The 25,459-nt window shown below is 71.7% G+C and carries 19 protein-coding genes; 9 read left to right on the forward strand and 10 right to left on the reverse strand.

Translation table 11 applies throughout. The annotated features are described in order from the left end of the window. Positions 1-256: 256 nt before the first annotated feature. From ACZ3II_RS41575 to ACZ3II_RS41585, 3 genes are read left to right on the forward strand one after another with little or no spacing between them, the layout of a single operon-like run. On the forward strand, positions 257-496 hold the full coding sequence (locus tag ACZ3II_RS41575) for a hypothetical protein (RefSeq protein ID WP_465526033.1): 240 nt from the start codon (positions 257-259) through the stop codon (positions 494-496). Between the two features lie 36 nt (positions 497-532). Then, the gene (locus ACZ3II_RS41580; RefSeq protein WP_465526035.1) at positions 533-1,411 is read left to right on the forward strand and encodes a helix-turn-helix domain-containing protein; all 879 of its coding nucleotides are present in this window, start codon (positions 533-535) and stop codon (positions 1,409-1,411) included. Between the two features lie 45 nt (positions 1,412-1,456). Next, positions 1,457-1,699: a hypothetical protein gene (locus tag ACZ3II_RS41585; protein ID WP_465526037.1), complete on the forward strand. Its 243-nt coding sequence runs from the start codon at positions 1,457-1,459 to the stop codon at positions 1,697-1,699. Here the strand turns inward: ACZ3II_RS41585 and ACZ3II_RS41590 are convergent. Then, positions 1,694-2,632: a helix-turn-helix domain-containing protein gene (locus tag ACZ3II_RS41590; RefSeq protein ID WP_465526039.1), complete on the reverse strand. Its 939-nt coding sequence runs from the start codon at positions 2,630-2,632 to the stop codon at positions 1,694-1,696. The two genes, ACZ3II_RS41585 and ACZ3II_RS41590, sit on opposite strands and share 6 nt — an antisense overlap. 87 nt (positions 2,633-2,719) lie before the next feature. Here ACZ3II_RS41590 and ACZ3II_RS41595 point away from each other — a divergent pair, with 87 nt between their 5' ends. Continuing rightward, complete coding sequence (locus ACZ3II_RS41595) at positions 2,720-3,703, forward strand: saccharopine dehydrogenase NADP-binding domain-containing protein (protein WP_465526041.1); 984 nt, start codon at positions 2,720-2,722, stop codon at positions 3,701-3,703. 3 nt (positions 3,704-3,706) lie between these two features. Here ACZ3II_RS41595 and ACZ3II_RS41600 read toward each other — a convergent pair whose 3' ends face one another. The 8 genes from ACZ3II_RS41600 to ACZ3II_RS41635 form a co-directional block, all read right to left on the reverse strand. After that, positions 3,707-4,468 carry a M15 family metallopeptidase gene (locus ACZ3II_RS41600; protein ID WP_465526043.1) on the reverse strand — a complete coding sequence of 254 codons (762 nt, stop codon included), beginning with the start codon at positions 4,466-4,468 and terminating at the stop codon, positions 3,707-3,709. A 464-nt stretch (positions 4,469-4,932) separates the two neighbouring features. Beyond that, positions 4,933-5,574, reverse strand: coding sequence for a lipoyl(octanoyl) transferase LipB (gene lipB / locus ACZ3II_RS41605; RefSeq protein WP_465526045.1), 642 nt, complete (start codon positions 5,572-5,574; stop codon positions 4,933-4,935). 147 nt (positions 5,575-5,721) lie between these two features. Next, positions 5,722-6,792, reverse strand: coding sequence for an AI-2E family transporter (locus tag ACZ3II_RS41610; protein WP_465526047.1), 1,071 nt, complete (start codon positions 6,790-6,792; stop codon positions 5,722-5,724). A gap of 127 nt (positions 6,793-6,919) precedes the next feature. After that, positions 6,920-8,428 (reverse strand): peroxidase family protein, encoded by a 1,509-nt coding sequence (locus ACZ3II_RS41615; RefSeq protein WP_465526049.1) that lies wholly within the window; start codon positions 8,426-8,428, stop codon positions 6,920-6,922. A 76-nt stretch (positions 8,429-8,504) separates the two neighbouring features. Next, entirely contained in the window at positions 8,505-9,764 is a 1,260-nt protein-coding gene (locus tag ACZ3II_RS41620; protein ID WP_465526051.1) for an MATE family efflux transporter, read from the reverse strand. After that, a complete protein-coding gene (locus ACZ3II_RS41625) occupies positions 9,728-10,750 on the reverse strand; it encodes an NAD-dependent epimerase/dehydratase family protein (protein WP_465526053.1) in 1,023 nt (340 codons plus the stop codon). Before ACZ3II_RS41625 ends, ACZ3II_RS41620 begins: the two co-directional genes overlap by 37 nt. Then, positions 10,747-11,535 carry a glycosyltransferase family 2 protein gene (locus ACZ3II_RS41630; RefSeq protein ID WP_465526055.1) on the reverse strand — a complete coding sequence of 263 codons (789 nt, stop codon included), beginning with the start codon at positions 11,533-11,535 and terminating at the stop codon, positions 10,747-10,749. The genes ACZ3II_RS41625 and ACZ3II_RS41630 overlap by 4 nt, the downstream gene beginning before the upstream one ends. Further along, entirely contained in the window at positions 11,532-12,737 is a 1,206-nt protein-coding gene (locus ACZ3II_RS41635; RefSeq protein ID WP_465526057.1) for a nucleotide sugar dehydrogenase, read from the reverse strand. The genes ACZ3II_RS41630 and ACZ3II_RS41635 overlap by 4 nt, the downstream gene beginning before the upstream one ends. Positions 12,738-12,838: 101 nt before the next feature. On the opposite strand from ACZ3II_RS41635, the gene ACZ3II_RS41640 reads away from it, so the two are divergent. The 3 genes from ACZ3II_RS41640 to ACZ3II_RS41650 are packed head-to-tail and all read left to right on the forward strand — an operon-like array spanning position 12,839 to position 17,255. Next, positions 12,839-13,597 (forward strand): FkbM family methyltransferase, encoded by a 759-nt coding sequence (locus tag ACZ3II_RS41640; RefSeq protein WP_465526059.1) that lies wholly within the window; start codon positions 12,839-12,841, stop codon positions 13,595-13,597. Then, the gene (locus ACZ3II_RS41645) at positions 13,594-15,459 is read left to right on the forward strand and encodes a hypothetical protein (RefSeq protein ID WP_465526061.1); all 1,866 of its coding nucleotides are present in this window, start codon (positions 13,594-13,596) and stop codon (positions 15,457-15,459) included. The genes ACZ3II_RS41640 and ACZ3II_RS41645 overlap by 4 nt, the downstream gene beginning before the upstream one ends. Then, positions 15,459-17,255 carry an MmpA family trehalose lipid delivery protein gene (locus ACZ3II_RS41650; RefSeq protein WP_465526063.1) on the forward strand — a complete coding sequence of 599 codons (1,797 nt, stop codon included), beginning with the start codon at positions 15,459-15,461 and terminating at the stop codon, positions 17,253-17,255. Before ACZ3II_RS41645 ends, ACZ3II_RS41650 begins: the two co-directional genes overlap by 1 nt. Before the next feature lie 143 nt (positions 17,256-17,398). Here the strand turns inward: ACZ3II_RS41650 and ACZ3II_RS41655 are convergent, their stop codons facing one another. Further along, positions 17,399-18,583 (reverse strand): glycosyltransferase family 4 protein, encoded by a 1,185-nt coding sequence (locus ACZ3II_RS41655; RefSeq protein ID WP_465526065.1) that lies wholly within the window; start codon positions 18,581-18,583, stop codon positions 17,399-17,401. Positions 18,584-18,687: 104 nt separating this feature from the next. Between ACZ3II_RS41655 and ACZ3II_RS41660 the strand changes: the two genes are divergently transcribed. Together ACZ3II_RS41660 and ACZ3II_RS41665 are read left to right on the forward strand one after the other, a co-directional pair. Continuing rightward, positions 18,688-20,442, forward strand: a complete 1,755-nt coding sequence (locus ACZ3II_RS41660; RefSeq protein WP_465526067.1) for a substrate-binding domain-containing protein — start codon at positions 18,688-18,690, stop codon at positions 20,440-20,442. Then, complete coding sequence (locus ACZ3II_RS41665; RefSeq protein ID WP_465526069.1) at positions 20,439-25,409, forward strand: alpha-(1->3)-arabinofuranosyltransferase domain-containing protein; 4,971 nt, start codon at positions 20,439-20,441, stop codon at positions 25,407-25,409. The genes ACZ3II_RS41660 and ACZ3II_RS41665 overlap by 4 nt, the downstream gene beginning before the upstream one ends. Positions 25,410-25,459 lie beyond the last annotated feature (50 nt).

Raw genomic sequence — 25,459 nt, forward strand, 5'->3', positions numbered from 1 at the left:
GAAGTGACAGCCTGTGACCCTTACCAATGAATATGCGCTTCTATGCGCTTGATCGCAAACGTCATGCGGCGGAGTGAATCCGGGCTTCCGATCAGGTGACGCGATGTATAAGCTCGGTCCCCGTCACGATGTCGCTGGGTGAACAAAGTGGCCCACGCCAACCCTTGCGTACCAGCGAGGTTGTGGTTAGGTGGGTCGCGAAGCCGAATATTCGACAAGACCGCCGGGTCTTGACAAGGGACGTTATCGTCTGCTTGTGAATTCTGACAATAAGGGCGTTCCCGGCATCGGCGCTGGCGCCCCGAAACTGACTCTCGTCACCACGGTCTGCGGTCCCGGCAGTTGCCCCACCGTTTACCGGACCGACCGCAACACCCTGGTGGTGCAGGGTTACACCGTCGCCTCGGACACTGTCGACATCGACGTCCCGGCCGGTGAGCAATTGGTGGAGATTCCGGTGGAGCTGCTCGAGGCGGCCATGCGGATTACTGAATAAGATGAATTCCTGACCAGACGGAAGGGGGCGAGTGCGGTGTCAGACTCGCCTCAACCGGCCGACCCGCCCGTCGAGGCGGTCGGGCAGATCCTGGCGCGGTGCCGCAAACGACTGGGCCTGAGCGGGCAGGCCCTCGGCGACCGGGTCGGCATGAGCCAGGCCAAGATCTCCCGCCTGGAGAACGGCGTGGTCGCCGCCGAGCCGGGCGACGTGCGCATGATCGCCGAGGAGCTCGGGCTGCCGGCCGGCGAGATCGAGCGGCTGGTGGAGCTCGCCGAGCACGCCGACAACCGGGTCACCGACTGGATCTGGGCACAACCCGGCCTGGCCACCATCCAGAGCGAGATCAACCGGATCGAGGCCGGCGCCAAGGAGCTGCGGATCTTCCAGCCGGCGGTGATCCCCGGCCTGCTGCAGACCAGCGGCTACGCCTGGTCCGTGATGACCGGCCTGACCGAGGGGCTGGAGGACGCCCGGCTCTCCGACTCGGCGGTCACCGTCTCCGAGGCCGTCACCGCCCGGATCAAACGCAGCGAGCTCCTGATGGAGGCGGGCCGGGAGTTCCGGTTCCTGTTCACCGAGCAGGTGCTGCGCAACCGGGTGTGCGGGCCGGCCGACATGATCGCCCAGATCCAGCGCCTGCGTGACCTGTCCGCCCTGGACAACGTGCACATCCTGATCCTTCCGGACGACGTGACCCTGCCGATGGCGCCGCTGCACGGGTTCTACGTCGCCGACAACCGGCTCGTCAGCGTCGACCTGTTGAACACCACCGTGATGTCGAAAGGGCGGGAGACCGTGCGCACCTACCGGCGCGCGTTCGAGACCCTGGAACGGGTCGCGGTGTCCGACATCGACGAGATCCTGACCCGGCACCTCGCCGACTACGTGCAGTTGATGCTGCCGACTCGCTAAAACGCCCCGCTTGTCCGGTGTCGGCGGCGTTCCTACCGTGAAGTCATGACGAACCACGAGAAGGCCGCCGCACCGGTCGCGCGACTGGTGGTCGGCCTCTGCGGCACAGGGACCTGCCCTACCGTCTACCGGACCGGGCACGACACCGTTCTCGTGCAGGGACACGTCGTCGACACGCACGTCGACGGTGTCACCCTCGGCGACGGCGAACGGCTCGTGGCGATCCCGCGCGACCTGCTGCTCGAGGCGGCCCGCCTGATCCGGGAGGAGGACGCCGGCCCGCTATGACGCCCGGAAGGACCGGCGATAGGCCTCCGGCGGCACCCCCACCGTACGGTGGAAGTGCCGCCGCAGCGTCGCGGCGGTGCCCATGCCGGCCGCCTCGGCGACCGCGTCGATGCTGTCCGCGGTGTTCTCCAGCAGCTCCTGCGCCCGCCGGATGCGCTGCGTGGACAGCCACTGCGACGGGGTGACGCCGGTGACCGCCCGGAAGTGCCGGGCCAGGTTCCGGGAGCTCATGTTCGCCCGGCGGGCCAGATCCTCCACGGTCAGCGGGCGGTCCAGCCGCTCCATCGCCCACGGGAACACCGCGGCCAGCGGATGGTCGTCCCGCGCCGGCACCGGGGTGGTGACGAACTGCGCCTGGCCGCCGGCCCGGTGCGGCGGCACCACCAGGCGGCGCGCCACCGCGTTCGCGACCGCCGAACCGTGGTCCCGGCGGATCAGGTGCAGGCACAGATCGGCAGCCGCCGCCTTGCCCGCCGACGACAGCACGTCGCCGTTGTCCACGTACAGCACGTCCGGGTCGACGGTCACCCGCGGATAGCGCTCGGCCAGCACATCGGTGTGCGCCCAATGCGTGGTGGCGGTCAACCCGTCCAGCACACCGGCCTCGGCCAGCACGAACGCGCCCGTGCACAGCGACACGATCCGGGCGCCCGCCGCGTGCGCCGCCCGGACCGCGCCGATCAGGGCCGGCGGGATCGCGGCGTCGACGTCGGCGACCGCCGGGACGATCACCGTGCCGGCCGTGGCCAGCCGGTCCAGCCCGGCGTCCGGCACGATCCCGAACCGGCCCGCGCGGACCGGGCCGTCGCCGCAGACCACCACCTCGTACCACGGGTCGGCGAGCCCGGTCGGGTCACGCGTGAAGATCTCGCAGGCCAGGGCCAGCTCGAAGTGCAGCATCCCGTCGGTGGCGGCGATCCCGAGCACGGTCATGTCCGAAACTGTACGGGCATTGTCGTTCCCGACACTCGTCCTGCCGTTCCGGGCGCTGAAGAATGGTCGTCGAAGGGGGAACAATCGATGACACAGAAGATCGTGGCGGTGGTCGGGGCGTACGGGCACACCGGCCGTTTCGTGGTGGCCGAACTACTCGCCCGCGGGTTCGACCCGCTCCTGATCGGCCGGGACGAGGCGAAACTCCGCGCCGTCGGCCCGAACTACCGGGTGGCCGCCGCCGACAGCACGCTGGACCTGGCCGGCGCCGACGCGGTGATCAACGCCGCCGGGCCGTTCGCCGCCACCGCCGCGCCGGTGATCGAGGCCGCCCTGCGCGCGAAGATCCCCTACGTGGACGTGGCCGCCGAGATCGAAGCGAACGCCGACACGTTCACGCACTTCAGCGAGCCGGCCCGCGCCGCCGGGGTGCCGGTGGTCCCGGCGATGGCGTTCTTCGGCGGCCTCGGCGACCTGCTGGTCACCGCCGCGATGGGCGACCGGCGTGCCGCGGACGAGGTCCACATCGCGTACGGGCTCAGCAACTGGCACCCGACCGCCGGAACCCTCGCCTCCGGAACCGTCTCCCGTGACCGGCGGGCCGGCCAGCGGGTCCGCTACACCGGCGGACGCCTCGACCACTATCCCGCCGACGGCCCGCTGCCGGCCCTCACCTGGGACTTCCCCGCGCCGCTGGGTTCCCGCCCGGTGCTCGGCGACTTCACCATGGCCGACGTCGTGACCGTGCCGAGCCACTTCACGATCCCCGAGATCCGCACCTACATGACCACGACGGCAGCCACCGACCTGGCCACCGCCGCAGCGCCCCCGTCGTCCGACCAGACGTTCACCGTCGACGTCCTGATCCGATCCGGTCATGAGGAGCGCCGCGCCTCCGCCACGGGCCACGACATCTACGCGGTCAGCGCTCCCCTCGCCGTCGAAGCCGTCCAGCGCCTCCTCGACGGCCGGACCCGCACCACCGGGGTCGCCTCCGCGGGCACGATCTTCGACGCTGCGGACTTTCTGCGGGCGCTCTCCCCGTACCTCGAGGTGTCCCTGAGGGCGTGACCGTCAGCGGTCCGTCGTACTGAAATGCATGTAATCCCGCAAGGTCTTCCAGCGGCCGCCCCAGGAGAAGCCCTCGCTGGTGAAGGCGGGGACGGCGCCGTCGGCGTGCATCATTCCGGCCCAGTGGTGGGTGCGGGTGAGCCACGGGCGGCTGTTCGGCGGATCCAGATAGGTGCCGCGGATCATCGGGTTCTGGCGGGGGTTGATGTCGACGGCGAGGCCGTACGAATGCTGGGACCACGTCGTCGTGCCGGCCACGAAACGGCACTCGTAGCCCAGGGTCAGGACCGTCTTGTCCGGCGGTACGGCAGGAGGCATCGCCATGATCGGAAAGCGCCAGCGGTAGAGCTTGGCGAACGCCCGCTGCACGGGGGCGACCACACTCTTGTGCATGGTGATGTGGCCGGTGTGAGCCCGGCCGTCGAAGCCGAGATAACGCACCCAGATGCGGCGTAGTTCGGAAGCCGGGACCGGGCACCGCTTCGCCGGGCTGCCGTTGGCCTCGGCGGCGGTCACCCGCGTCACCAGGGTCTTCCAGCCGGGGAGCGGAGCCGCCGGGGCGGTCAGCCGCACCATTCCGTCGATCCGTAGTGGCTCGTTCTCGCCCAGGCTGTTCCATTCCCGCAGCTGAGCGACCCGCACGCCGTGCCGCCCGGCGATCTGCGACAGCGTGTCCCCGGGCCGTACGACGTGCGCGGTCGCCTTCGGTGCGGCCGGCGCGGGGATCAGGAGCACAGACAGGAACGCCGCTGACACTCGTCTCACGCAGTCACCCTGACCGCCGATCCCGGCCGGGGTGGCAGAACCGGAGATTTTCAGCCGTGGGATGGGGCGGGGTGTGCGGGCCAGAGGGGAGCCCGTTCTCAATTTTGTGGATCCCGCACCGGCCTCCCCGGCGCAAGATCGGCATCGTGCCCGATTTCGTGCACCTGAATCCGGGTATCCGGCGTTCCGAATCCAAGATCGCGGGCCTTGCCGACCTTGTGCCGGGGTGGCCGGTGCGCAGCGCACAAGATCGCACGCGGCGACCGGTTCCGGGTGTCCACTGCTCAAGATCGCAACTCATTCGACTACTTCATGGAGCTCGCAGGCGTCCCAACGGAGAATGCGAATGCGGACTTGGACAGGCGTTGCGATCCGCTCACCCGCATCGGTCGCCTGGCGCTCAACCCAGGCCGGCGCAGACCGGTAAGAAAGTGGCGATGCCGCATCCGCCATGGCCGGCAAGGTCAGCGGTGAGCGGACCGGAGATGAGCCGTCACCGCGTCGCGGACCTCGGTGTCGGAGGGCGTACGGCGCCCCCGCTCGGCGGCCAGCTCGCGCAGGGAGGTCATGGCGACATCGTCCAGGCTGCAGGCGACGAAGCGCTGAAAGACAGTCAGGTCGGGGTCGATGTTCAGGGCGAACCCATGGGTGGTGACACCCCCACGGATCCGCATGCCGATCGAGACGATCTTGCGGTGGTCGGGGGTCCAGATGCCGACCAGACTGGGGGAGCCGGGTGGGGTGTCACGGCGTACGGCGGGGAATCCGAGCGCCTCCAATGCGGCGATCAAGCCGTTCTCCAGCCAGCGGACCACGTCGACCGGGCCCCACTCGTGCAGGTTCATGACCAGGTAACCGACGAGCTGGCCGGGCCCGTGGTAGGTGGCGTTGCCGCCTCGGTCGACCGGGATCGTAGGGATCTCCGCGAGGTCGCGGGGCAGATCGGTCGGTGGGGTCCGGCGACCGTAAGTGATAACCGGGGGATGGCTGAGCAGGAAGAGACGGTCGGGGGCGGTGCCGTCGCGGCGCTCGTCGGCCCAGCCGGCCATGTCCTCGATCGCCCGGTGATAGTCCACTTCGCCCAGATCCACCCGCTCCAGAGTCATGACCTCATCCTGCTGCAGCACGCCGGCCCGGTGAAGGGAGGCGTGGGCTCCGCCACGCCGGTGGAAAGCCGGCGGCGAGAGAACATGGAAGAAGCGGGCGAACAGAGGCCGCGCCGGTTGAAGAGGAAGGCGCGGCCCCTGCTCTCGTCAGCCCTGGGCGGGCGTGGCCGCCGGCGCCGGAGGTGGCGCCGCATCAGCGACCGGCTGGGCCGGCGGTGGGGTGTCGGTGAGCTGTTCCCGCAGGTAGTTCCAGAGGACGGCGAGCATCGCCGCGACCGGCACGGCGAGCAGCGCGCCGACGATGCCGTACAGGCTGCTGCCCAGGGTGACGGCGAGCAGCACGACACCGGCGTGCAGGCCCAGGCCCCGGCTCTGGACCATCGGCTGGAAGACGTTCCCCTCCAGTTGCTGCACCACGATGATGATCGCGAGGACGATCAGGGCGTCGGTCCAGCCGTTGGTGACGAACGTGATGACCACGGCGACGAAGCCGGCGAACAGGGCGCCGACGATCGGGATGAAAGCGGTCACGAAGGTGAGCACCGCGAGCGGCAGGGCGAGGTCGACGCCGAGGACGGCCAGGCCGATGCCGATCAGTACGGCGTCGAGCAGGCCGACCAGGGCCTGCGAGCGGACGAACGCGCCGAGGGCGTTCCAGCTGCGGTCGGCGACCTCGGGGACGTCGGTGGCGAGCCGGCCGGGGAGCTGGCGGCTGAGCCAGGGCAGGAAGCGCGGCCCGTCCTTGAGGAAGAAGAACATCAGGAACAGCGCGAGGATGGTGTTGACGAGGCCGTTGAAGACCGAGCCGACGCCGCTCAGGGTGGCCGTGGCGATGCTGCCGACGCTCGCCTGGAGTTTGTCGACGGCGGTGTTGATGTACTGGTTGGCCTGGTCGTCGGTGATGTTCAGGGGCGGGCCGGCGGCCCAGTCGCGCAGTTCGGCGATGCCGGCGACGACCTGGTCGGCCAGTTCACCGGACTTGGCGCCGACCGGCACGGCGATGCCGACGATGGTGCCGATCGCGACGACCAGGAAGAGCAGGGTCACCACGGTGGCGGCGAGCGCGGGCGGCCACTTGTGCTTGCGCAGGAACCGGGCGGGTGGCCAGGTCAGGGTGGTGAGCAGCAACGCGATCACGACCGGCCAGATCACCGACCACGCCTTGCCGAACAGCCACAGCGTCACCCAGGTCGACAGCAGGACCAGGAGCAGCTGCATCGAGACGCTCGACCATGTGCGGAGCGCGCCTCGCGTCTTTCTCGAATTCAGACCCGTGCCCATGTGATCAGCCTATTGACCCGGACGGCGGACCGCGCACCGAGGCGCGGCCGGCCGGGTGGCGGATCTAAAGACTCAGGGCGAATTTCAGGAAGTCACCGGTACGGAACTGGCCGGTGGCCGGGGCGATCGGCGCGGCCGGCCGGAATCCCGGGTCGAGTTTGAGGTAGCCGTTCTTGTCGGTGTCCAGGATTCCGAGGATCACCTCGGTGACGATCCGGGCGCCGACCGGCCCGAGGCGTTCCCCGGCGTGTGCCAGTTCGGCCTCCTTGAGGATGTAGAACCAGAGCGGCGCCTTGCCCTGCCAGCCGGGGTTGCCCGGGTCGGGGAGGCCGAGCTGGGTGTTGGTGAGCGGGGTGACGCCCATCCGGGCGGCGACGTCCTGTCCGGCGGGCAGGCCGAGGCGGACGCCGCGGATCAGGTTGCGCTCGGCGAGGGACGGGGTGCCGTCGTTGACGACTGTCGCGGGCATGTTGAACAGCGGCAGGGAGAGCTTTCCGTCGATGCGGCGGGCCGCGTTGCGCGGTGCGGAGGGCTTTCCCGGTACGTCGAAGAAGTGCCACCAGTCGATCTCGAGCCGGGCCGGCAGTGGCCGGTTGCCGCGCAGGTCGCCGCCTTCCTGGCCGAAGATCGCGGCGGCCGCCGGCGGGGTGGTGCGGGTGTTGAGCAGGTACCCGGCCCGGATCATGCTGTGCCCGAACCGGTAGGCGGCGACCGAGTACTCGATCGGCATCATCGGCCGGTGCGGGTTCTTCGGCTTGTAGAACTCCCGCTTGACCCGGCCCTTGTTGTCGAGGAAACGGCCGACCACCTCGGGCCCGGCGATCTTGTCGAGGAAGTCGTGGATGATGATCCACTGGAAGTGCCAGCGGGTCAGCCGTTGCGCCTCGGCCAGGTTCTTCGCCAGGCCGGTCGCCAGGGTGCGGTTGTGGAACTTGGCGAACGCCAGGTGCAGCTGGGCGACGATCAGGTTCTCGTCGTTGCGGGCGTCGCCGAGGATGGCGCTGCCGTCGGCGCGGCGCGGCAGGTCGTCGACCCCGCCGGCGTTGCGGACCACCTTCATCCGGGTGCGGTCGGCCTCGTACAGATCGGGGTCCTGGGCCGGGCCCCTGCCGTACAGCGAACCGAGGTCGAACGCCGGGGTGTCGAAGTTGGTCAGCGCCAGCGGGTCGGCCTTGGCGTCGGCGAGGGGCGTCCGGTCCAGCGTCATGTCGTGGTCGATGAACTGGCCGAGGAACGTGAACCCGGCGGGGGTGCGCGGGTTGTCGAAGTCGGTCGGGTTCGGCGTGCTGGGCTCGCCCATCTGCCTGGCGAGGGAGCGCAGCAGGTCCTCCGGCGGCGCGTACGCCTCGGTCTTCTTGAACATGATGCCGAAGCGGCCCTCTTTGTCGCGGCCGGCCTTGACCGCGATCTCGCTGCCGCGGTTGAGGGCGACGGCGTGTTTCCAGTCGCCCGGCGCGGCCGGTGCGGCGGCCGCCGCCTGCGCCGGGGTGGTCAGCGCGGCCGCGCCGGTGGCCGCCGCGACGGCGGCGGTCCCGGCGAGCAGCGTCCGCCGGTCGATGTTCGTGTCAGCCATGACCCGGAAGGTAGCCAGCCGGAAGCCATGATTGCGACACTCTGTGACACCGTGGTGGAAATAACGACTGGACGGATTAATACGACCCGGCAGCGTTGCCGCCGGTCGGGGGAGTGGCCCGCAACCTGCGGTGCCGCAGCACGTTGGGCACCGCTGTGGCGACGAGGATCAGCACCGACGTGCCGAACGCGCACCACATGATCGCCGGGAAGGTGTGCGGGACCAGCCAGCCGGCGGTCACCACGAGCAGGGCGGTGCCGGCCCACAGCGGCGCCGACGGCCACTTCGCGCCGGCCGCGACCTGCGCGTTGACCAGCACGTACACCAGGGCGTAGATGGCGCCGGTGGCGGCGAAGACCGGCGCGTACCGGCCCAGCCCGACGTAGTCCTCGCCGCCGGCGAACCGGAACGCCAGGCCCCCGGCCAGCGCCGACGCGGTGACCAGGGCGGTGCCGGAGGCGGTGACCAGGCCGACCGCGAGCAGCAGGGCGCGCTTGCTGCCCTGGGCGAGCCGGGGCAGCACCAGCACGGTCACCACCTGCGGCGCCCACATCGCGCCCTTGGTGAGGATGGTGCCGACCGTGTACGCCCCGGAGCCGGTGTCGGTGAGCAGGGTGCGGGCCAGCAGCAGGTCGGCGTAGGAGACGACGAGCATGGCCAGCGACGCCGAGCAGGCGGTGAAGACCTGACGGGCGGTGATGCCGAGCGCGCCGGCCGAGCCGGTCGAGGAGCGGGCGATCACGGCCAGGATCGGCGGGATGAGCAGGGCGGTGGCGGTGCCGATCAGCATCGAGCCGGTCAGCCCGGCGCCGGTCAGCAGCCCGGCGGTGAGGCCGCCGTACCGTCCGGTGGCTTGCACTGCCATGCCCGCGGCCAGGCGCAGGAACCGCTCGTCGCCCTGGAGTTCGCCGAGCCAGCGGCCGGCCGCCACGATCGCGCCGGTGTAGACGGCCAGCAGCGGGATCACGGCGGGTGGCAGGTCCAGGAACGACGGGCCGGCGAACGGCACCAGCAGCGCGACCAGGACGGTGCAGGCGGCGGCGGTGAGCCAGCCGGCCCGGCGCGCCGACGCGCCGGGATGTTTCACCCGGTGCACCGCCACCGCGATCTGCAGACCCATGCTGGGCACGGCGACGATGCCGGCGATCGCCAGGACGGTGCCGAGGGCGCCGAGATCAGAGGCTTCGAGGGTACGGGCCCCGAGCACCGGCACCAGATAGCCGAGGGCGCTGGTGACCGCGCTGGCCACGGCGACCGCGGCGGCGCCGACCCCGACCCGCCGGCCGGCCGCCGGAGCGGTTACAGCCGGCCCTCCTCGACCGCCTGCCGGATCCACGGGATCACCTCGTCCAGCATGGTGTCGAGGGTGGTGTCCGCGGTGAAGCCGAGGACGTCGCGGGCTTTCGAGACGTCCGGGACGCGCATCGCGACATCGTGGGCGAACGGCTCGTCACTGACGTACGCGAACGGGGTGTCCGGGCCCTTGATCTTGCGCCAGATGACCTCGGCGAGCTGGAGCACGGTGGTGGACTCGGCGGTCGACAGGTTGAAGTCGTCGTTGCGCGCCGCGTCGTGCTCGATCGCGGTGGCGATGCCCCGGGCCAGGTCGCCGCCGTACGTGTAGTGGCGCACCTGGTCGCCGGCGCCGAGGATGTGCAGCGGGTCCTGGCCCTTGAGCACCTTCTGCACCAGGTCCGGGACGACGTGCGACATGGCCAGCTTGACGTTGCCGCTCAGCACCTCGGCCGACCCGAGCGCCCGGCCCTCGCCGACGCCGACGCAGTTGAACGGCCGGACGATCGTGTACGGCAGTCTGTACTGGTCCCAGGCGGCGCGGGCGTAGTACTCGACGGCGAGTTTCTGGAAGCCGTAGGAGGACTTCGGCGGCGGCACCTCGTGCTGGTCGCCCTCCTTGCTGGGCCAGCGATCGGTGGACTCGAAGACCATCGACGACGACACGTAGGTGACCTTCCGCAGCGTCCCGTCGCGGTGCGCCTTGATCGCCGCGTCGCAGGAGGCCGCCATGATCCGCTCGTTGGTGGCGAGCAGGTCGTACGCGTACGCGTGGAAGTAGGAGATCCCGCCGATCATCGCCGCCCCGGCCACGAAGTGGTCGCAGCCGTCGAGGAGCCTCGTCACCAGCTCCACGTCGCGGGCGTCGCCCTCGGTGAACGAGTAGTTCGGGTGACTGTCGTAGCTGTGCGACACCGGGCCGTACTTGCTGAAGTCGTCGAGGCCGACGACCTCGTGCCCGCGGCCCAGCAATTCCTCGACCAGATATCCGCCGATGAATCCGGCCGAGCCGGTGACCAGCACCTTCATGCGGGCGTGTCCTCCCTGTCACGATCCGAGACGACCTCGGGGGTCGGTCGTTTCGCCGCCCACCGGGCGGCCATGTACTCGTCCGACAGGCGCCGGCCGAACGCGAAAAAGTACCAGCGCAGGTAACTCGGCATGAACCGGCCCACGTCGAAGTGTGACTCCCCGAGCTGGCGGTCGAGCCAGATCGTCGGGATCTCGGCGACCGGCCGCCGCATCCGGGTCGCCTTGGCGGTCAGCTCGATGCCGATCTCGAAGCCGGTGTTCGACTCGATGCCGACCTCCCGGACGAAGTCGGTGTCGTACGCCTTGAAACTGTTCGTGGCGTCCCGGGTGCCGACCCGGGCGAACATCTTCAGCGTCTTGCCGGCCCACCGCGACGCCAGCCGCTTGAACCGGGGGCCGCCGACCTGCTGGCCGCCGGGCATGTAGCGGGACGCCGCCGCGACCACCACGCCACGGTCGACGAGCCGGGCCAGGTCGTCGATCTGCCGCGGGTCGTCGCAGCCGTCGGCCATCGTCACCACGGCCACCGGGGCGCGGGCCGAGTCGATGCCGAACCGGATCGCGTTGGCCGGGCCGCGCCCGTACGTGTTGAGCACCGCGCGCACCCGTGGATCGGTGCGGGCCAGCTCTTCCACGTACGGCACGGTGGTGTCCTCGGGCATGTCGTGCACGACCAGTATCTCGGCCGGCAGCAGCACCTCGCGCAGGATCCGCTGGAGGTGGCGGACCACCTCGGGCCCTTCGTTGTAGACCGGGATGACCACGGAAACCCGAGGTGTCACACCAGAACCCCCTGCCCGGTAAGGCCCCACATGTCGATGACCGGCTTGTCGGTCCTGAGATCGGTGTAGTCGGCGTGCGGAGCAGCGATCACCAGGAGATCGGCCCGTTCGACGACCTCGTCCAGCGAAAGGAACCGGTCGTCCCGGACGTACGGATCGGTGCAGAGCGTCTCGCGCGCCTTCAACGTCAAGATCTTGCGGAGCTTGTACGCCAGACTGTCCCGCGAGTCGTCGCTGCCGCCCTTGAACGCCATCCCGAGGATCCCCACGGTCAGCTCGCTCAGGTCGAACCGGTCCTCCAGCCGCGACACCAGGTACAGCGGCAGCCCCTCGTTGATCAGCATCGCCGAGTGGCCGAGCACGAAGTTGTTCCGGTTGAACGCGGCCAGCTGCATGGTGTCCTTGAGCAGGCACGGGCCCGCCGCGAACCCGGGCATCGGCAGATCGGCCGCGCGCGGGTAGTCGAACGACACCGCGTGCCGGATCCGGGCGAAGTCCAGCCCGAAATCGTTCGCCATCATCCAGAACTGGTTGGCCGCCGCGAACTTCAGATAGCGCCAGGTATTGGTGAACAGTTTCGCCAGCTCGGCCTCCTCCGGCTCGAGCCGGACGATCGACTCGGTGAGCCGGCGGAACAGTTTCTCCGCACGATCGAGAGCTTGCGGGGTACGCGCGGCGACGATCTGCGGGAGCGTGAAGAGCTCGGTCATCGCCCGTCCCTCGGCGATCCGTTCCGGGCAGAACGCCACGTCGACGTCGAGGCCGCGGCTCTTCAGCAGCTTCTCGGTCAGCGCGGTGACGCCCGGGTAGACGGTGCTGCGCAGCACGATCAGCTGGCCGTCGTGCAGGAACTCGACACAGCGCTCGATCGCCCGCGGCACCGCGCCCAGGTCCGGGTTGAGGTGCTCGTCGACGGGGGTGCCGACGACCACGACCAGGGCGTCCGCCCGCCCGACGCTCGCCGGGTCGGTGCTGGCCCGCAGCCTGCCGTCGGCGAGGGCCTCGGCGAGCGGCTCCTGCGCGCCCTCCTCGGTGAACGGCATGACACCGGAGTTGACCCGGTCCACGGCGGCCGCGTCGATGTCGTACAGCACGACGGACAGGCCGCGCGCGGCGAGTGCGACGCCCAGCGGGAGGCCGACCCGGCCACACCCACCGACCACGCAGACGTCCACGCCGAAGGCCTCATCTGCCTCGGTCATTTCGCCTCACAATTCTCGCCAGGCTCCGGCGTGTAGGCAGGTTACTCGTGAGGAAACCTCGGGTCTACCCATGCGTAGCCAAGGGGCTATCGTTCGTGACCATGGCAGGCACGCCGTCCACCACCCTGAGCGCCCGCATCGCCGCCGCGCTCCCCTCCAGCGCCGTGGCAGCCGCGGTGCGCACCGCGTATCCGCGGGTCGAGCCGGAGCTCGCCCGGTTGAAGTCGTACGCGCCCCGCTGCGCGACCGCCGTCGACGTCGGCGCCTGGTACGGGCCCTGGACCCGTGGCCTGCGCCGGATCGCCGAGCGGGTGGTGTCGGTCGAGCCGGTGCCCGAACTGGCGCGCAGTGTGGCCACCGCGTTCCCGGACGTCCGGGTGATCGAGGCGGTCGCGTCGGACCACGCCGGCACGGCCGAGCTGTTCCTTCCGACCGGCGGGCCGGGCGAGGGAACCTCCTCGGTCGAGCATGGCACCGGGCCGACCGCGACGGTCCGGCGGGTCACGATCGACTCCCTGGAGCTGACCGGGGTCGGCTTCATGAAACTGGACGTCGAGGGCCACGAGACGGCGGCGCTGCTCGGCGCCGAGCAGACGATCAAGCGCGACAAGCCGCTGCTGATCGTCGAGCTGGAGGAGCGGATCCAGCCCGTTCAGCCGGTGCTCGACCTGCTGGCCGGCTGGGGATACCGGCCGTTCGTCATGCCGGACGAGCGCTGGATCCCGCTGGCGGACTTCGACCTGATCGAGCACCAGCGCGGCGCCCTGGAGCGGGTCGGGCAGAGCTTCGTGCGACGGGTCGTCCGCCCCAAGCCGCGGTATGTGAACATGGTGCTGTTCCGGCCCGAGGAGAGCCGATGACGACCAGCACCGCCACGCCCGCCACCCCGCAGCCGCCGGACGCCGGAGTCGCTCCCAAGCTGGATCCGGTCGCCGCGATCGCCGCCGTGCTCATCGCGGCCAGCGTGCTCTGGCGGGCGTCGATCACCACCCGGGGCTACCTCACCGCCGACGACTTCCCGATCATCTCGCAGGCCCACGAGTACGGACTCGGTGGCCTGTTCACGCTCTACAACAACCACTTCATGCCGGCCGGCCGGCTGGTCACCTACCTGATCGACCGGCTGACCGGGTACGAGTACTGGCCGTACGCCGCCCTGATGATCCTCGGGCAGCTCGCCGTCAGCGTCGCCTTCTACCGGCTGCTGAAGCTGATGCTGCCGGCCGGGTGGGCGCTGCTGGTGCCGCTGACGCTGTTCCTGTTCAACCCGCTCACGCTGGAGGTCAGCGCGTGGTGGGCGGTCGGGCTGAACCTGCTGCCGATGCAGCTCGCGATGATCGTGGCGCTGGCCGCGCAGGTCCGCTACATCCAGACCGGCGACCGCCGGCACCTGATCACGCTGGCCGCGGCGGTCCTGGTGGGCCTGCTCTTCTTCGAGAAGGCGCTGCTCATCGTCCCGATGGTCTTCCTGGCCACGCTGTTCCTGTACGCGCCCGGCGGCCCGGTCCGCGCGCTGGTCGTCACGATCAAGCGCTGGTGGCCGGCCTGGGCCATGCTGACCGCGATCTCGCTGCTGTTCCTCGGCGTCTACTCGCTGATGGCCACCGGCTCGTCGGTGCGCGTGCCGCGGTCCGGCGGGGAGGTCTGGGACTTCCTGGTGCAGTTCTTCGGCTCGTCGCTGGCGTCCGGCCTGACCGGCGGCCCGTGGTCGTGGCTGGACGCCGCGGACGGCCCGGCCGTCGCCGCGCCCACCCGGGAGGCGCAGTGGATCTCCTGGGGGCTGGTCGCCGCGCTGTTCGCGCTCACCCTCTGGCTGCGCCGGTCGGTGGCCGGCCGGGCCTGGGGCCTGATGATCGTGTTCGCGCTGATGGCGGCCGGGCTGATCTCGTTCACCCGGCTCGGCTCGGAGATGAGCGGCGTGGCCGGCCTGGTCCCGCGCTACCTCGGTGACGTGTTCGTGGTCGCGGCGCTCTGCGTCGGCGTGGCGGTGGCCGGTCTGCGCCGCCCGGCCCCGGACGGCGGGGAGCCGGTCGACGACCCGGTGCCCGCCCCGGTCCGGCGGCATCCGCAGCAGTTCCTCGTCGGTCTCGGCGTCGGCCTGGTCCTGCTGATCGCCAGCAGCGTCTACAGCAGCACCGACTTCGCCACCGACTGGGCGTCCAAGGCCGGCCGGGAGTACCTGACGACCGCCACCAAGGAGCTGGCCGAGGCCGAGCCGGGCACGGTCTTCATGGACCAGCCGGTGCCCGAGCTGGTGGTGCCCAGCCTGGTCTACCCGTGGAACAAGCAGTCGAAGTTCTTCGGGCCGCTCGGTGACGAGGGCCCGGTGTTCGTCACCGAGGCCAAGAAGCTGTCGGTGATCGACGACTCCGGGCACGTCCGGCCCGCCTGGGTGAAGGGCGTGAAGAACAAGCCGGGCCCGATCCCGGGCTGCGGGTACCGGGTGGCCGGCGGGAAGACCACGACGATCGAGCTGCAGAGCGAGCTGATCAACTATTGGCACGCGGTGCGGATCGGTTACATCAGCGACCGGGCCACCGTGGCGACCATGCGGATCGGCGACCGGGAGCCGGTGACGTTCGACGTCCACCAGGGCCTGAACGCGATGTTCCTGCTCCGGATGGCCGACGGCGACGAGGTCGAGCTGACCCTGCGGGACCCGAAGGCCGGCCTCTGCACCGACGAGATCGAGATCGGCGCGCTGGTGCCGCAGCCGATGTGATGACCGTACGACCCGGGCTGGTCCTGCACGCGGTGGCCGCGTCCGTCACGGGCGTGGTCCTGGCGCCGCTGGCCCGGCCCGGGTACGTGCTGCGTTACGACATGGTGTTCGTGCCGCGGCAGACGCTGAGCTGGGAGATGATCGCGCCGGCCGACGCGCTGCCGCGAGCGGTCCCGCTGGACGCGGTGGTGTCGGTGGCGAACCTGGCGGTCCCGGGCTGGCTGCTGCAGCGGATCGCGCTGGTGGCGATCGTCTACCTGGCGGCGCTCGGGGCGGCCCGGCTGCTGCCGTCGGAGCGGCTGCTGCCGAAGGTGGTGGCGGCGCTGGCGTACGCGTGGACCCCCTTCCTCGCCGAACGGCTGCTGCTCGGCCAGTGGGCGCTGCTGCTGGCGTACGCCTGCCTGCCCTGGATGGTGGCCGCGATCCGGGACGTCCGGGCCGGCCGCCCCCGCGCCCTGGCCCGGCTGGTGGTCGCCGCCGCCCCGGCCGCGGTGACCCCGACCGGTGGCCTGATCGCCGTGGCCGCCGTCGCCGTGCTGATGCCGCTGCGGCAGCGGGCCACCGGGGCCGCCCTGGCCGCGGTCACCGCCCTGAACGCGCCGTGGCTGGTCGCGGCCCTGACCAGCGCCGCCGGTGGCGCCTCGGACCCGCAGGGGGTCGCCCAGTTCGCGGCCCGCGCGGAGAACTGGGCCGGCACGTGGGTGGCGATGGCCGGCACCGGCGGCATCTGGAACGCCCAGACCGTCCCGGCCAGCCGGGAGTCGGTGCTGGCCCCGCTGGTGACCGTGCTGCTGGTGGCCGCGGCCGTGCCCGGCCTGATCGAGCTGCGGCGCCGCTGGCCCGGCGGCGCGGTCCGGCTGTACGCCCTGGCCGCGGGCGGGTTCCTGCTGGCGGCGGCCGGGATCGTGGGGCCGGGTACGGCGCTGCTGGAGTGGGCGGTGGTGCACGTGCCGGGCGCCGGGCTGCTGCGTGACGGGCAGAAGTTCCTGCTCCCGTACGCCCTGGTCCTGGCCCTGGGTTTCGCTCTCGGCGCGGAGCGCGGCGCCGCCTGGCTGGCCCGCCGGTTCGAGCCGTCCGCCGGCCGGGTCCTGCTCGTGGGCGCCGTGCTGCTGCCGCTGGTGGCGCTGCCGGACCTGGCGTTCGGGGCGATGGGCCAGTTGCGGCCGGTGCGCTACCCCGCCGACTGGCGGGAGGTGGCCGCGCGGGTCGCCGAGCGGCCGGGCGAGGTGCTGTCGCTGCCGTTCGAGGGCTACCAGCGGTACGCGTGGACCGATGACGTGGTGGTCCGTGACCCGGCCCCGCGGTACCTGGACGCCCCGGTGCTGATCAACGACGCGCTGCGGGTCGGCGCGGTGACCGTCGACGGGGAGAGCCCGCGGGCCACGGCGGTGGGCGCGCTGCTGGCCGCGGGCCGGCCGGCCGCCGACGCCGGAAGCCCCTGGGTGCTGGTCCGGCGGGGCGCCGGCGAGCCGTCCGCCGCGGTGCTCGCGGGACTTCGGCTGGTGTACGACGGGAAGTATCTTCAACTGTGGGACAACCCGTCAGCGCCGACGGTGCCGTCCGCGGCCGGTGACGGCCGCCGGGCCTGGGCGCTGTTCGGCCACCTGCTCGCGGCCCTCGTGGTGATCGCGGGGGTTCTTCGGCTACTGCTACCGGGCAGTAGATCGTGGTACGGTCCGCGCACCCACCAGTTCGGGGAGGAAGAATCATGGCCAAACTGGCCACGCTCGTCATCGCGACCTTGGCCGGGGGCCTCCTCGGCATCGTCGGCGTCGTCGCAGCGGTCGGGAGCTTGAACCCGTCCGCCGACCACATCGCCAACGTGAGCAACGATGACGTCACCCAGGGCACTGCCGTCTACGGTCAGCGCTGATAGTACGCAGCACGAGGAACGGCCCGGCGGAGATCCGCCGGGCCGTTCTTCTCGTTGCTGTCCCGTCTAGCCGACCCGCTCGCCGGCCGGGGCCGACGGCATGCCGCCGGTGAGCTGCCGGTGCACCACCCCGGCGAACGCTTCCCCGGCCTTCTCCCAGGTGAACCGGCCGGCGTGCACGGCGGCCGCGGAGCCCATCTCGGTACGCCGCCGGGCGTCCAGCAGCAGCGAGCGCACCTGCAGGAAGAAGTCGTACTCGTTCTCCACCAGCACGCCGGTCTCGCCGTCGGCCATCGCGTCGGCGACCCCGCCCGCCGACCGGAACGCCACCGAGGGCGTGCCCCGTACCCCCGCCTCGACGATGGTCAGGCCCCAGCCCTCCTTGAGCGAGGGCATCAGCAGCAGCCAGGAGCCGCAGAGCAGCTCGTGCTTGTGCTCCTCGGAGACGAAGCCGGTGAACCGGACCCGGTCCTGGATCCCCAGGTCCTCGGTGAGCTGCAGCAGCGGCTCGTCCCACCAGCCCTGCCCGGCCACCACCAGCTCGATCGTGGGCAGCTCCAACGCCAGCAGGGCGGTGGCGCGCAGCGCGAACTCCACCCGCTTGTGCGGCACCAGCCGGCCCAGCACCATCAGGCTCGGATGCCCGGTCCGCGGCACCGGCGGCCCGCTCACCTCGGGCGTCCCGTTGTGCACGACGGTGATCCGGTGCCGGTCCACGCCCAGGCCGGTGAGCTCGTCCCGGGTCGACTCGGAGACCGTGACGTACTGGCAGCGCCGGTAGACCCGGACCGCCAGCACCGACTCGATCCACCAGCCGATCCGGGCGATCCGCGGGCCGAACACCACCGGCCACTGCTCCCGGTGCACGTGGTGGACCAGCACGATCACCGGCCGCCGGGCGTACAGCCGACTGAGGAACGGCATGCCGTTGCCGACGTCTATGATCACATCCGGTCGGCCGAGGCGGCGTCGGGACAACGGTCCGATGCCGAGGAGGCCGATCAGGTAGGTGAGAGCGGCCATCAGGTACACGGTGTGGCGTCCGCCCCGGCGGACGATGCGCACGCCGTCGGCGGTGGTCTCCTCCGCCGGGGCGGTGCCGTGGGCCTGGCAGAGCAGGGTCACGCGGTACCCGTGGCGCACCAGTTCGGTGGCGACCCGGTCGAGGTAGAGCTCCGAGCCCCCGCCCTCGGGGTGCTTGGTGTCCCGCCAGTTCAGGAACAGGACGTGACCGCCGCAGGCATCCGTCATGGTCTACTCTGCCACCCCTACTAGCGAGTACGATTCGCGATCGCGTCACACTAGGTCAGCCCTGGGAACAACCGCAACGGCCGCGTAACAACGGGAGGAACCGCGTGAGCGATGGGAGCCTCCGCGCGCGACCGGAGTTCTGGCCGGTAGCGCTGTTGAGCACGGCGCTGATCGCGGTTCTCGCCGGATGGTCCGGATTCACGTATCTCGATCGAACCCGTAACGATCCGGCCTGCACCGAGCGCACCACCCTGCGCGTCGCGGCGGCCCCGAGCATCGCCCCCGCCGTCCGCACCACCGCCCAGCGTTTCGCCGAGCGCGACCCCTGCCTGGATCTGCTGGTCGAGGCGCGCGAGTCGGCGGACGTGCTGCGGGTGGTGTCCCGTACCGCCACGGATACCGTCGTCACCACTTCCGCATCGGCATCCGCGGGCCCGTCCGCAGGTAAATCCGCGTCTTCTTCCGGCAGCGCGAGCGCCAGCGCCGGTGCGAGCGCCGCGGCCGCCGAGGCCGCGACCGTCGCCCCCGACGTGTGGCTGCCCGAATCCACCCTCTGGCTGCGCCGGGCCCGCGCCACCGGCGCCTTCCAGGTGCCCGCCGAGGGCGTCTCGGTGGCCACCACCCCGGTCGTGCTCGCCCTGGACGAGCGCACCGCGAAACGGGTCGGCGCGGTCGGCTGGACGCAGCTGGTCGGCGCGGTGAAACCGCCGGTGCCGGTGGCCCTGCCCGACCCGGCGACCAGCCCGCTCGGCTTCGCCGGCCTGCTCGGCGTCCGTGACATCGCCCGCGGCAGCGCGCCGTACTCCGCGGCGATCATGCGCCGGCTGTCGCCGCACACCGTCTCCACCGCCGGCGAGAACGTCCCCGACCCGGTCGGCCCCGGCAAGGACGAGACCGCGGTGATCAGCACCGAGCAGCAGGTGCTGTTCGCGGCGGCCGGCGGCAAGAAGCAGGTGGCCGTCTATCCGGCCCGGCCGGTGCCCGGCCCCGACTACCCGTACGCGGTACTGACCGCCGGGGACGAGCAGCGCGAGTACGCCACCGCGCTGCTGCGCGCCCTGCTCGCCAAGAACGGCGCCGAGGTGTTCACCGGGCACGGGCTGCGGGCCCCGGACGGCGCCGCGCCGACCGACATCCCGGCCGCCACCAGGGTCCGCAAGACCGGCTACACGCCCGCCGCGCTGCCCGCCGAACAGGACGCCGAGACCCTGCTCAACGCGTGGGGCGGCGTGCACATCAGCGCCCGGATGCTGGCCGTCTTCGACATCTCCGGCTCGATGGCCGCCACGGTGCCCGGCTCCGACGAGTCCCGGCTGTCCGCCACCATCAAGGCCGCGCAGGACGGAGTGCAGCTGTTGCTCAGCACCACCGAGCTGGGCGTGTGGGAGTTCTCCACCGACCTGGACGGGCAGCGCGACTACCGCGAGGTGGTCCCGGTCGGCCCGATCGGCCCGCGCCGCGACGACATCATCCGCCGGGTCAACCGGATGCAGGTGAACCCCAACGGCAGCACCGGGCTGTACGACACCGCGCTCGCCGCGTACCGGGACGCCACCCGCAACTGGACGCCCGGCCGGATCAACATGGTGCTGATCCTGACCGACGGCACCGACGACAACGCCAGCGGCATCAGCCGGGCCACCCTGCTGCGTGAGCTGGGCAAGCTCGTCGACCGGAAGCGCCCGGTGCCGATCCTGTTCATCGGGGTCGGGCGTGAGATCGACCCGGCCGAGCTCAACCAGATCGCCAAGGCCACCGGCGGCCGGGTCGCGCTCACCGAGAAGCCGTCCGGCATCCGGCAGATCTTCTACACCTCCCTCGCCGAGTTCAGCTGCCTGCCCCCGGAGTGCCGCCGATGACCGCCGCCGTCCGGGAGCGGACCCGCGTGACGACCCCGCCCGCCACCGATGCCGGCCCCCGCCGGAACCTCCTCGCCATCGGCGGGGCCCTGCTGCTGGTCGTGCTCGCCTTCGTGCAGCGTCCCGGCCAGGCCACCTTCGACACCAAGCTGGACCTGGCGGAGAACCCGATCGGCTTCATGTCCCGGGCCCTGCACCTGTGGAACCCGTGGGCGACCTCGGGCGAACTGCAGCAGCAGGCGTACGGCTACCTGTTCCCGATGGGCCCGTTCTTCGCCACCGGCGACCTGCTCGGCGTGCCGCCCTGGATCACCCAGCGGCTGTGGTGCGCGGTGCTGCTCTGCGTCACCTACTTCGGGGTGCTGCTGCTGGCCCGCGCGCTGCGGATCGGCAACGACGCCGGCCGGATCGTGGGCGCGCTGGCGTACACCCTGGCCCCCCGGATGCTCACCGAGATCGGCCCGCTCTCCTCGGAGATGCTGCCGGTGGTGTTCCTGCCCTGGGTGATGCTGCCGCTGGTGCAGTACCGCCGGATCGGCTCGCCCCGGCGGGCCGCCGCGCTGTCCGCGCTGGCCGTGCTCTTCATGGGCGGCATCAACGCCGCCGCGACCGTGATGGCCCTGGTGCTGCCCGGCCTGTGGCTGATCACCCGGCGCTGGGACCGGCGGCTCGCCGCGCTGATCGGCTGGTGGGTGGTCTGCGTCGTCGGGGCGACATTGTGGTGGATCGTCCCGCTGCTGCTGTTCGGCGAGTACAGCCTGCCGTTCCTGGACTACATCGAGTCCTCCGGCACGACCACCGCGGTCACCTCGCTGTTCCAGGCGTTCCGCGGCACCAACCAGTGGGTCGGCTACATCGTCCAGGGCGACCCGTGGTGGCCGGCCGGCTGGACCCTGATCGACAACCCGCTGCTGATGACGGCGACCGCGCTGGTCGCGGCGGTCGGCCTGGCCGGGCTGGCGATGCGCGGGCTGCCCGAGCGGCGATTCCTGATCATCGCCATGCTGACCGGCCTGACCCTGCTGACCATGGGTTACGTCGGCACCATGGACAGCCCGTTCGCGCCGTTCACCCGGGACCTGCTGGACGGGCCGCTCGCCCCGCTGCGCAACGTGCACAAGTTCGAGCCGGTGCTGCGCCTGCCGCTCGCGCTGGGCCTGGCGTACGCCGCGAGCCGCACCCTGCGCTGGCGCCGGCTGCCGCTGCCCGTCCCGGCGAGCCCGCTGGTCGCGGCGCTGCTGGTGATCGCCGCCGCGCCGGCCGGGATGACGCTGCTGCGCCCCGGGCCGGGCTGGACCGCGATGCCGTCCTACTGGCAGGAGGCCGCGGACTGGCTCACCGATCAGGACGCGCAGGCCCGCACGCTGGTCGTGCCGGGCGCCGGATTCGCCCAGCACACCTGGGGCCGGACCGTCGACGAGCCGATCCAGCCGCTGGCCGGGGCGCCGTGGGCGCAGCGCAACCAGATCCCGCTCGGCTCCGAGGGCAACACCCGGGTGATGGACGCCGTCGACGCGGTCCTCGCGCAGGGCCAGGGCTCCCCGGCGCTGGCCGACTTCCTGGCCCGCTCCGGCTACAAGTACCTGCTGGTCCGGCACGACCTGGACCGGGCCGCCTCGGGCGCGCCGCCGATCGCCGTGGTGCGCCGGGCCGTCGCCGGGTCGCCGGGCCTGGAACCGGCCGTCACGTTCGGCCCCGCGGTGAGCGCCGGCGGCGTGGAGACCAGCCCGGTGGACGCCGGCGTCACCGTGCCGGCCATCGAGATCTTCCAGGTCGCGAGCCCGGTGCCGGCCGTGTCGGCGACCGCGATCACCGACGTCCCGGTGGTCAGCGGCGGTCCCGAGTCGTTGCTCGGCGTCCTCGAACAGGGCCTGATCGACGGCGCCCAGCCTGCCGTGCTGGCCGGTGACGCCACCGGGGACCTGGGTCTGACCGCCGGTGAGTCGGCCGCCCGGCCGATCGTCACCGACGGGTTGCGCCGCCGCGAACTCAACATCGGCCGCACCCGCGACAACGTCAGCCAGACCCTTACCGCCGACGAGAAGACCAGGCAGGGCCGGGTACGCACGGACCTGATCCCGTTCGACCCGGCCGGCCACCAGACCGTCGCCGAGTACCAGGGCATCCGGTCCGTGCAGGCGTCCAGCAGCGTCAGCTTCGCCGACTCGGTCGGCGCGATCGAACCGTCCATGCTGCCGTACGCGGCCCTGGACGGCGACCGGTCCACGGTGTGGCGCTCGGACCCGTACGAGCGCGGCGCCGGTCAGTGGATCGACGTCGAGCTGGGCACCGCCAAGCGGGTCACCGCCGTGACCGTGGACTTCGTCGACGACCTGCGGGTCTCGGCGCCGGTCTCGGTCGTCCGGCTGACCACCGACCAGGGCATCGTGGACCGCCCGGTGCCGGCCACCCCCGGCCCGCACAGCCTGGAGACGCTGCCCGGCCTGACCACCTCGGTCCGGGTCACCGTCCTCGCGCTGCGCCAGGGGTACGAGGGCAGCGTCGTGCTGCGCGAGCTGGGCATCCCCGGCCTCACCGCGGAGCGGGGCCTGCGGGTGCCCGCCGACACCACGGGGAACGTCCCGCCGGTCTACGCCTTCGAGCGGGCCGTGCAGCAGCGCGGCTCCTGCTACCCGGCCGGGACCGAGGCGGGCGCGGCGATCCGCTGCGACCAGTTCCTGGCCCGGCAGGGCGAGGAGCCGCTCGGCATCGACCGGTACTTCACCACGCCGGTGGACGCCGCCTACGACCTGCGGCTCACCGCCCTGCCCCGGCCCGGCGCGACCGTCCCGCTGGCCCGCCCGGTGGCCGCGGCCGCCTCGTCGGTGCTGACCGGCGACGTCACGGCAGGCGCGCACGCCGCCGTCGACGGCGACCCGGCCACCGCCTGGCTGGCCGAGCCGACCGACGCGCAGCCCACGCTGACCCTGGCGTGGCGGGGCAACCGCCGGATCGACCGGGTCCGCCTGGTCGTGCCGGAGGCCCCGGCCGCGGCCCGGCCCACCATCGTGTCGATCAGCGCCGCCGGGAAGAACGCGAGCGCCCCGGTCGACGCGGACGGCTGGGTGCGGTTCCCGGCGGTCGTCACCAGCCGGATCGCGATCACCGTCTCGGCGAGCGAGCGCGTCACCGCCGACGCCCGCGGCGGCGGCACCGGCTGGCCCGCCCCGGCCGGCATCGCCGAGGTCCAGGCGCCCGGCCTGGCCGGTCTGCTCACCGCGGCGACCGGCAACACCCCGCTGGCGGTGCCGTGCGGCAAGGGCCCGTCCGTCGAGATCGGCGGGGTCCGTTACCCGACGTCGGTGACCGGGACGCTCGGCGACATACGGGCCAAGCGGGCGCTGAAGGTGTCCGTCTGCGACGTGTTCGCCAGCGAGTCCGTCCGGCTGCCGCAGGGTGACCAGCATCTGCGGACCGTGCCGTCGGCGGCGTTCCTGATCGACTCGGCGACCCTGGTGCCGGACGGCACGCCGGCCGCCGCTCCGGCGGTGAGCCACCGGGCCGTGACCGTGCAGCGCTGGGACGCCACCGTTCGGACCGTGACGGTCGCCTCGGGGGCCGCCTCCTTGCTGGTCGTCCCGGAGAACCTGAACGCCGGATGGGCCGCGGAACTGAACGGTCAGGAGCTGCGGCCGGTCCGGGTGGACGGGTGGCAGCAGGCGTTCGTGCTGCCGGCCGGCGACGGCGGGACAGTGATCTTGCGGTTCACGCCGGACGACCCGTACCGTACCGGTCTTGCGGCCGGCGCGGGATGTGTCCTGCTGGTCGTTCTGCTCGCCCTCGTGCCGGCTCGCCGGCGGGAGGTCGCCGTCCGTCCGCTCGCCCGCGTCTACACACTCGTCCCCGGTGGGGCCTGGTGGATGCTGGTGCCGCTGATGGTGCTGGCGGTCGTCATCGGTGGCGCGGCCGGCGCCGCGCTGCTGCTGACCGCGCTGATCATCCGGCAGGGACGGCCGAACTGGCTGCCCGGGATCGCTTTCACGAGCGCCCTCGTCGCGATCGCGGTCGCGGTCGGCGGGCGGCTGCTCGGGCACGGGCAGGAATGGGCGTACGGCATCGCGGTGCAGTCGGCGATGCTGGCCGCCGTGTGCGCGGTCGCGGCGGTCGCGGCCCCGTCGTCCGGCCGGCCGGAGAAGGAGATCTCAGTGAGCGAGTGGCCGATCAGCCCGTACCGGGCGACGCTGCGCCGATCGGTCCGGCTGTTCCGCGCCTTCCTGGTCGAGCAGAGCGACCCGGACCGGTTCTACTCGCTGCTCGCCGAGGACTCGGTCCGCCAGCTCGAGGCGTACACCGGCCTCAACGGCGCGAAGATTCTCGACGTCGGCGGCGGGCCGGGCTATTTCGCCAGTGAGTTCGAGAAGGCCGGCGCCACGTACCTCGGTCTCGACCCGGCCGTCGGCGACTTCGCGGCGGCCGGCGCCGAGGTCAACGGCATGATCCGGGGCAGCGGCACCGCTCTGCCGATCCGGACCGGCGCACTGGACGTCTGCTACTCGTCGAACGTTCTGGAGCACGTCGCCGAACCGGAGGCGATGCTCGACGAGATGGTCCGGGTCACCCGGCCGGGCGGCACCGTCTTCGTGTCGTTCACGCCGTGGTGGTCGCCGCACGGCGGGCACGAGACCGGGCCGTTCCGGCACTGGCTCGGTGGTGACCGCGCCCGCCGCCGTTACCTCCGGAAGACCGGTCACGAGCCGAAGAACCGGTTCGGGGAGACGCTCTTCCCGGTCAGCGCCGCACGGATGATGCGCTGGACCCGGGCCGCGCGCCGTGCCGGGGCTGTCACGGTGGTCGATGTCATCCCGAGGTATCACCCCTGGTGGGCACAATGGGTGGCCTCGGTGCCCGTGCTGCGGGAAGCGCTCACGTGGAACTTCACGGTGGTGCTGCGGCGCGAGGGCGAGTCCGTTTCAGCAAACGATCAGGAAGATGTGTCCAGGGTCTCGCTTCCTGATGTGACTCAGTAGTAACCTCCTGCAAGCTCGGCATACACCTCACCTGCCACAATTCCGTTTCC

Source organism: Actinoplanes sp. NPDC019969, from assembly GCF_055562375.1.

Excerpts from the sequence above, each read along its gene's own strand:
- ACZ3II_RS41595 (WP_465526041.1), top strand. The coding sequence starts at position 2,720 with ATGACACAGAAGATCGTGGCGGTGGTCGGGGCGTACGGGCACACCGGC.
- lipB (WP_465526045.1), bottom strand. The coding sequence starts at position 5,574 with ATGACTCTGGAGCGGGTGGATCTGGGCGAAGTGGACTATCACCGGGCG.
- ACZ3II_RS41640 (WP_465526059.1), top strand. The coding sequence starts at position 12,839 with ATGGCAGGCACGCCGTCCACCACCCTGAGCGCCCGCATCGCCGCCGCG.
- ACZ3II_RS41655 (WP_465526065.1), bottom strand. The coding sequence starts at position 18,583 with ATGACGGATGCCTGCGGCGGTCACGTCCTGTTCCTGAACTGGCGGGAC.
- ACZ3II_RS41665 (WP_465526069.1), top strand. The coding sequence starts at position 20,439 with ATGACCGCCGCCGTCCGGGAGCGGACCCGCGTGACGACCCCGCCCGCC.
- ACZ3II_RS41585 (WP_465526037.1), top strand. The coding sequence starts at position 1,457 with ATGACGAACCACGAGAAGGCCGCCGCACCGGTCGCGCGACTGGTGGTC.
- ACZ3II_RS41615 (WP_465526049.1), bottom strand. The coding sequence starts at position 8,428 with ATGGCTGACACGAACATCGACCGGCGGACGCTGCTCGCCGGGACCGCC.
- ACZ3II_RS41625 (WP_465526053.1), bottom strand. The coding sequence starts at position 10,750 with ATGAAGGTGCTGGTCACCGGCTCGGCCGGATTCATCGGCGGATATCTG.
- ACZ3II_RS41645 (WP_465526061.1), top strand. The coding sequence starts at position 13,594 with ATGACGACCAGCACCGCCACGCCCGCCACCCCGCAGCCGCCGGACGCC.
- ACZ3II_RS41650 (WP_465526063.1), top strand. The coding sequence starts at position 15,459 with ATGACCGTACGACCCGGGCTGGTCCTGCACGCGGTGGCCGCGTCCGTC.
- ACZ3II_RS41635 (WP_465526057.1), bottom strand. The coding sequence starts at position 12,737 with ATGACCGAGGCAGATGAGGCCTTCGGCGTGGACGTCTGCGTGGTCGGT.
- ACZ3II_RS41590 (WP_465526039.1), bottom strand. The coding sequence starts at position 2,632 with ATGACCGTGCTCGGGATCGCCGCCACCGACGGGATGCTGCACTTCGAG.
- ACZ3II_RS41610 (WP_465526047.1), bottom strand. The coding sequence starts at position 6,792 with ATGCAGCTGCTCCTGGTCCTGCTGTCGACCTGGGTGACGCTGTGGCTG.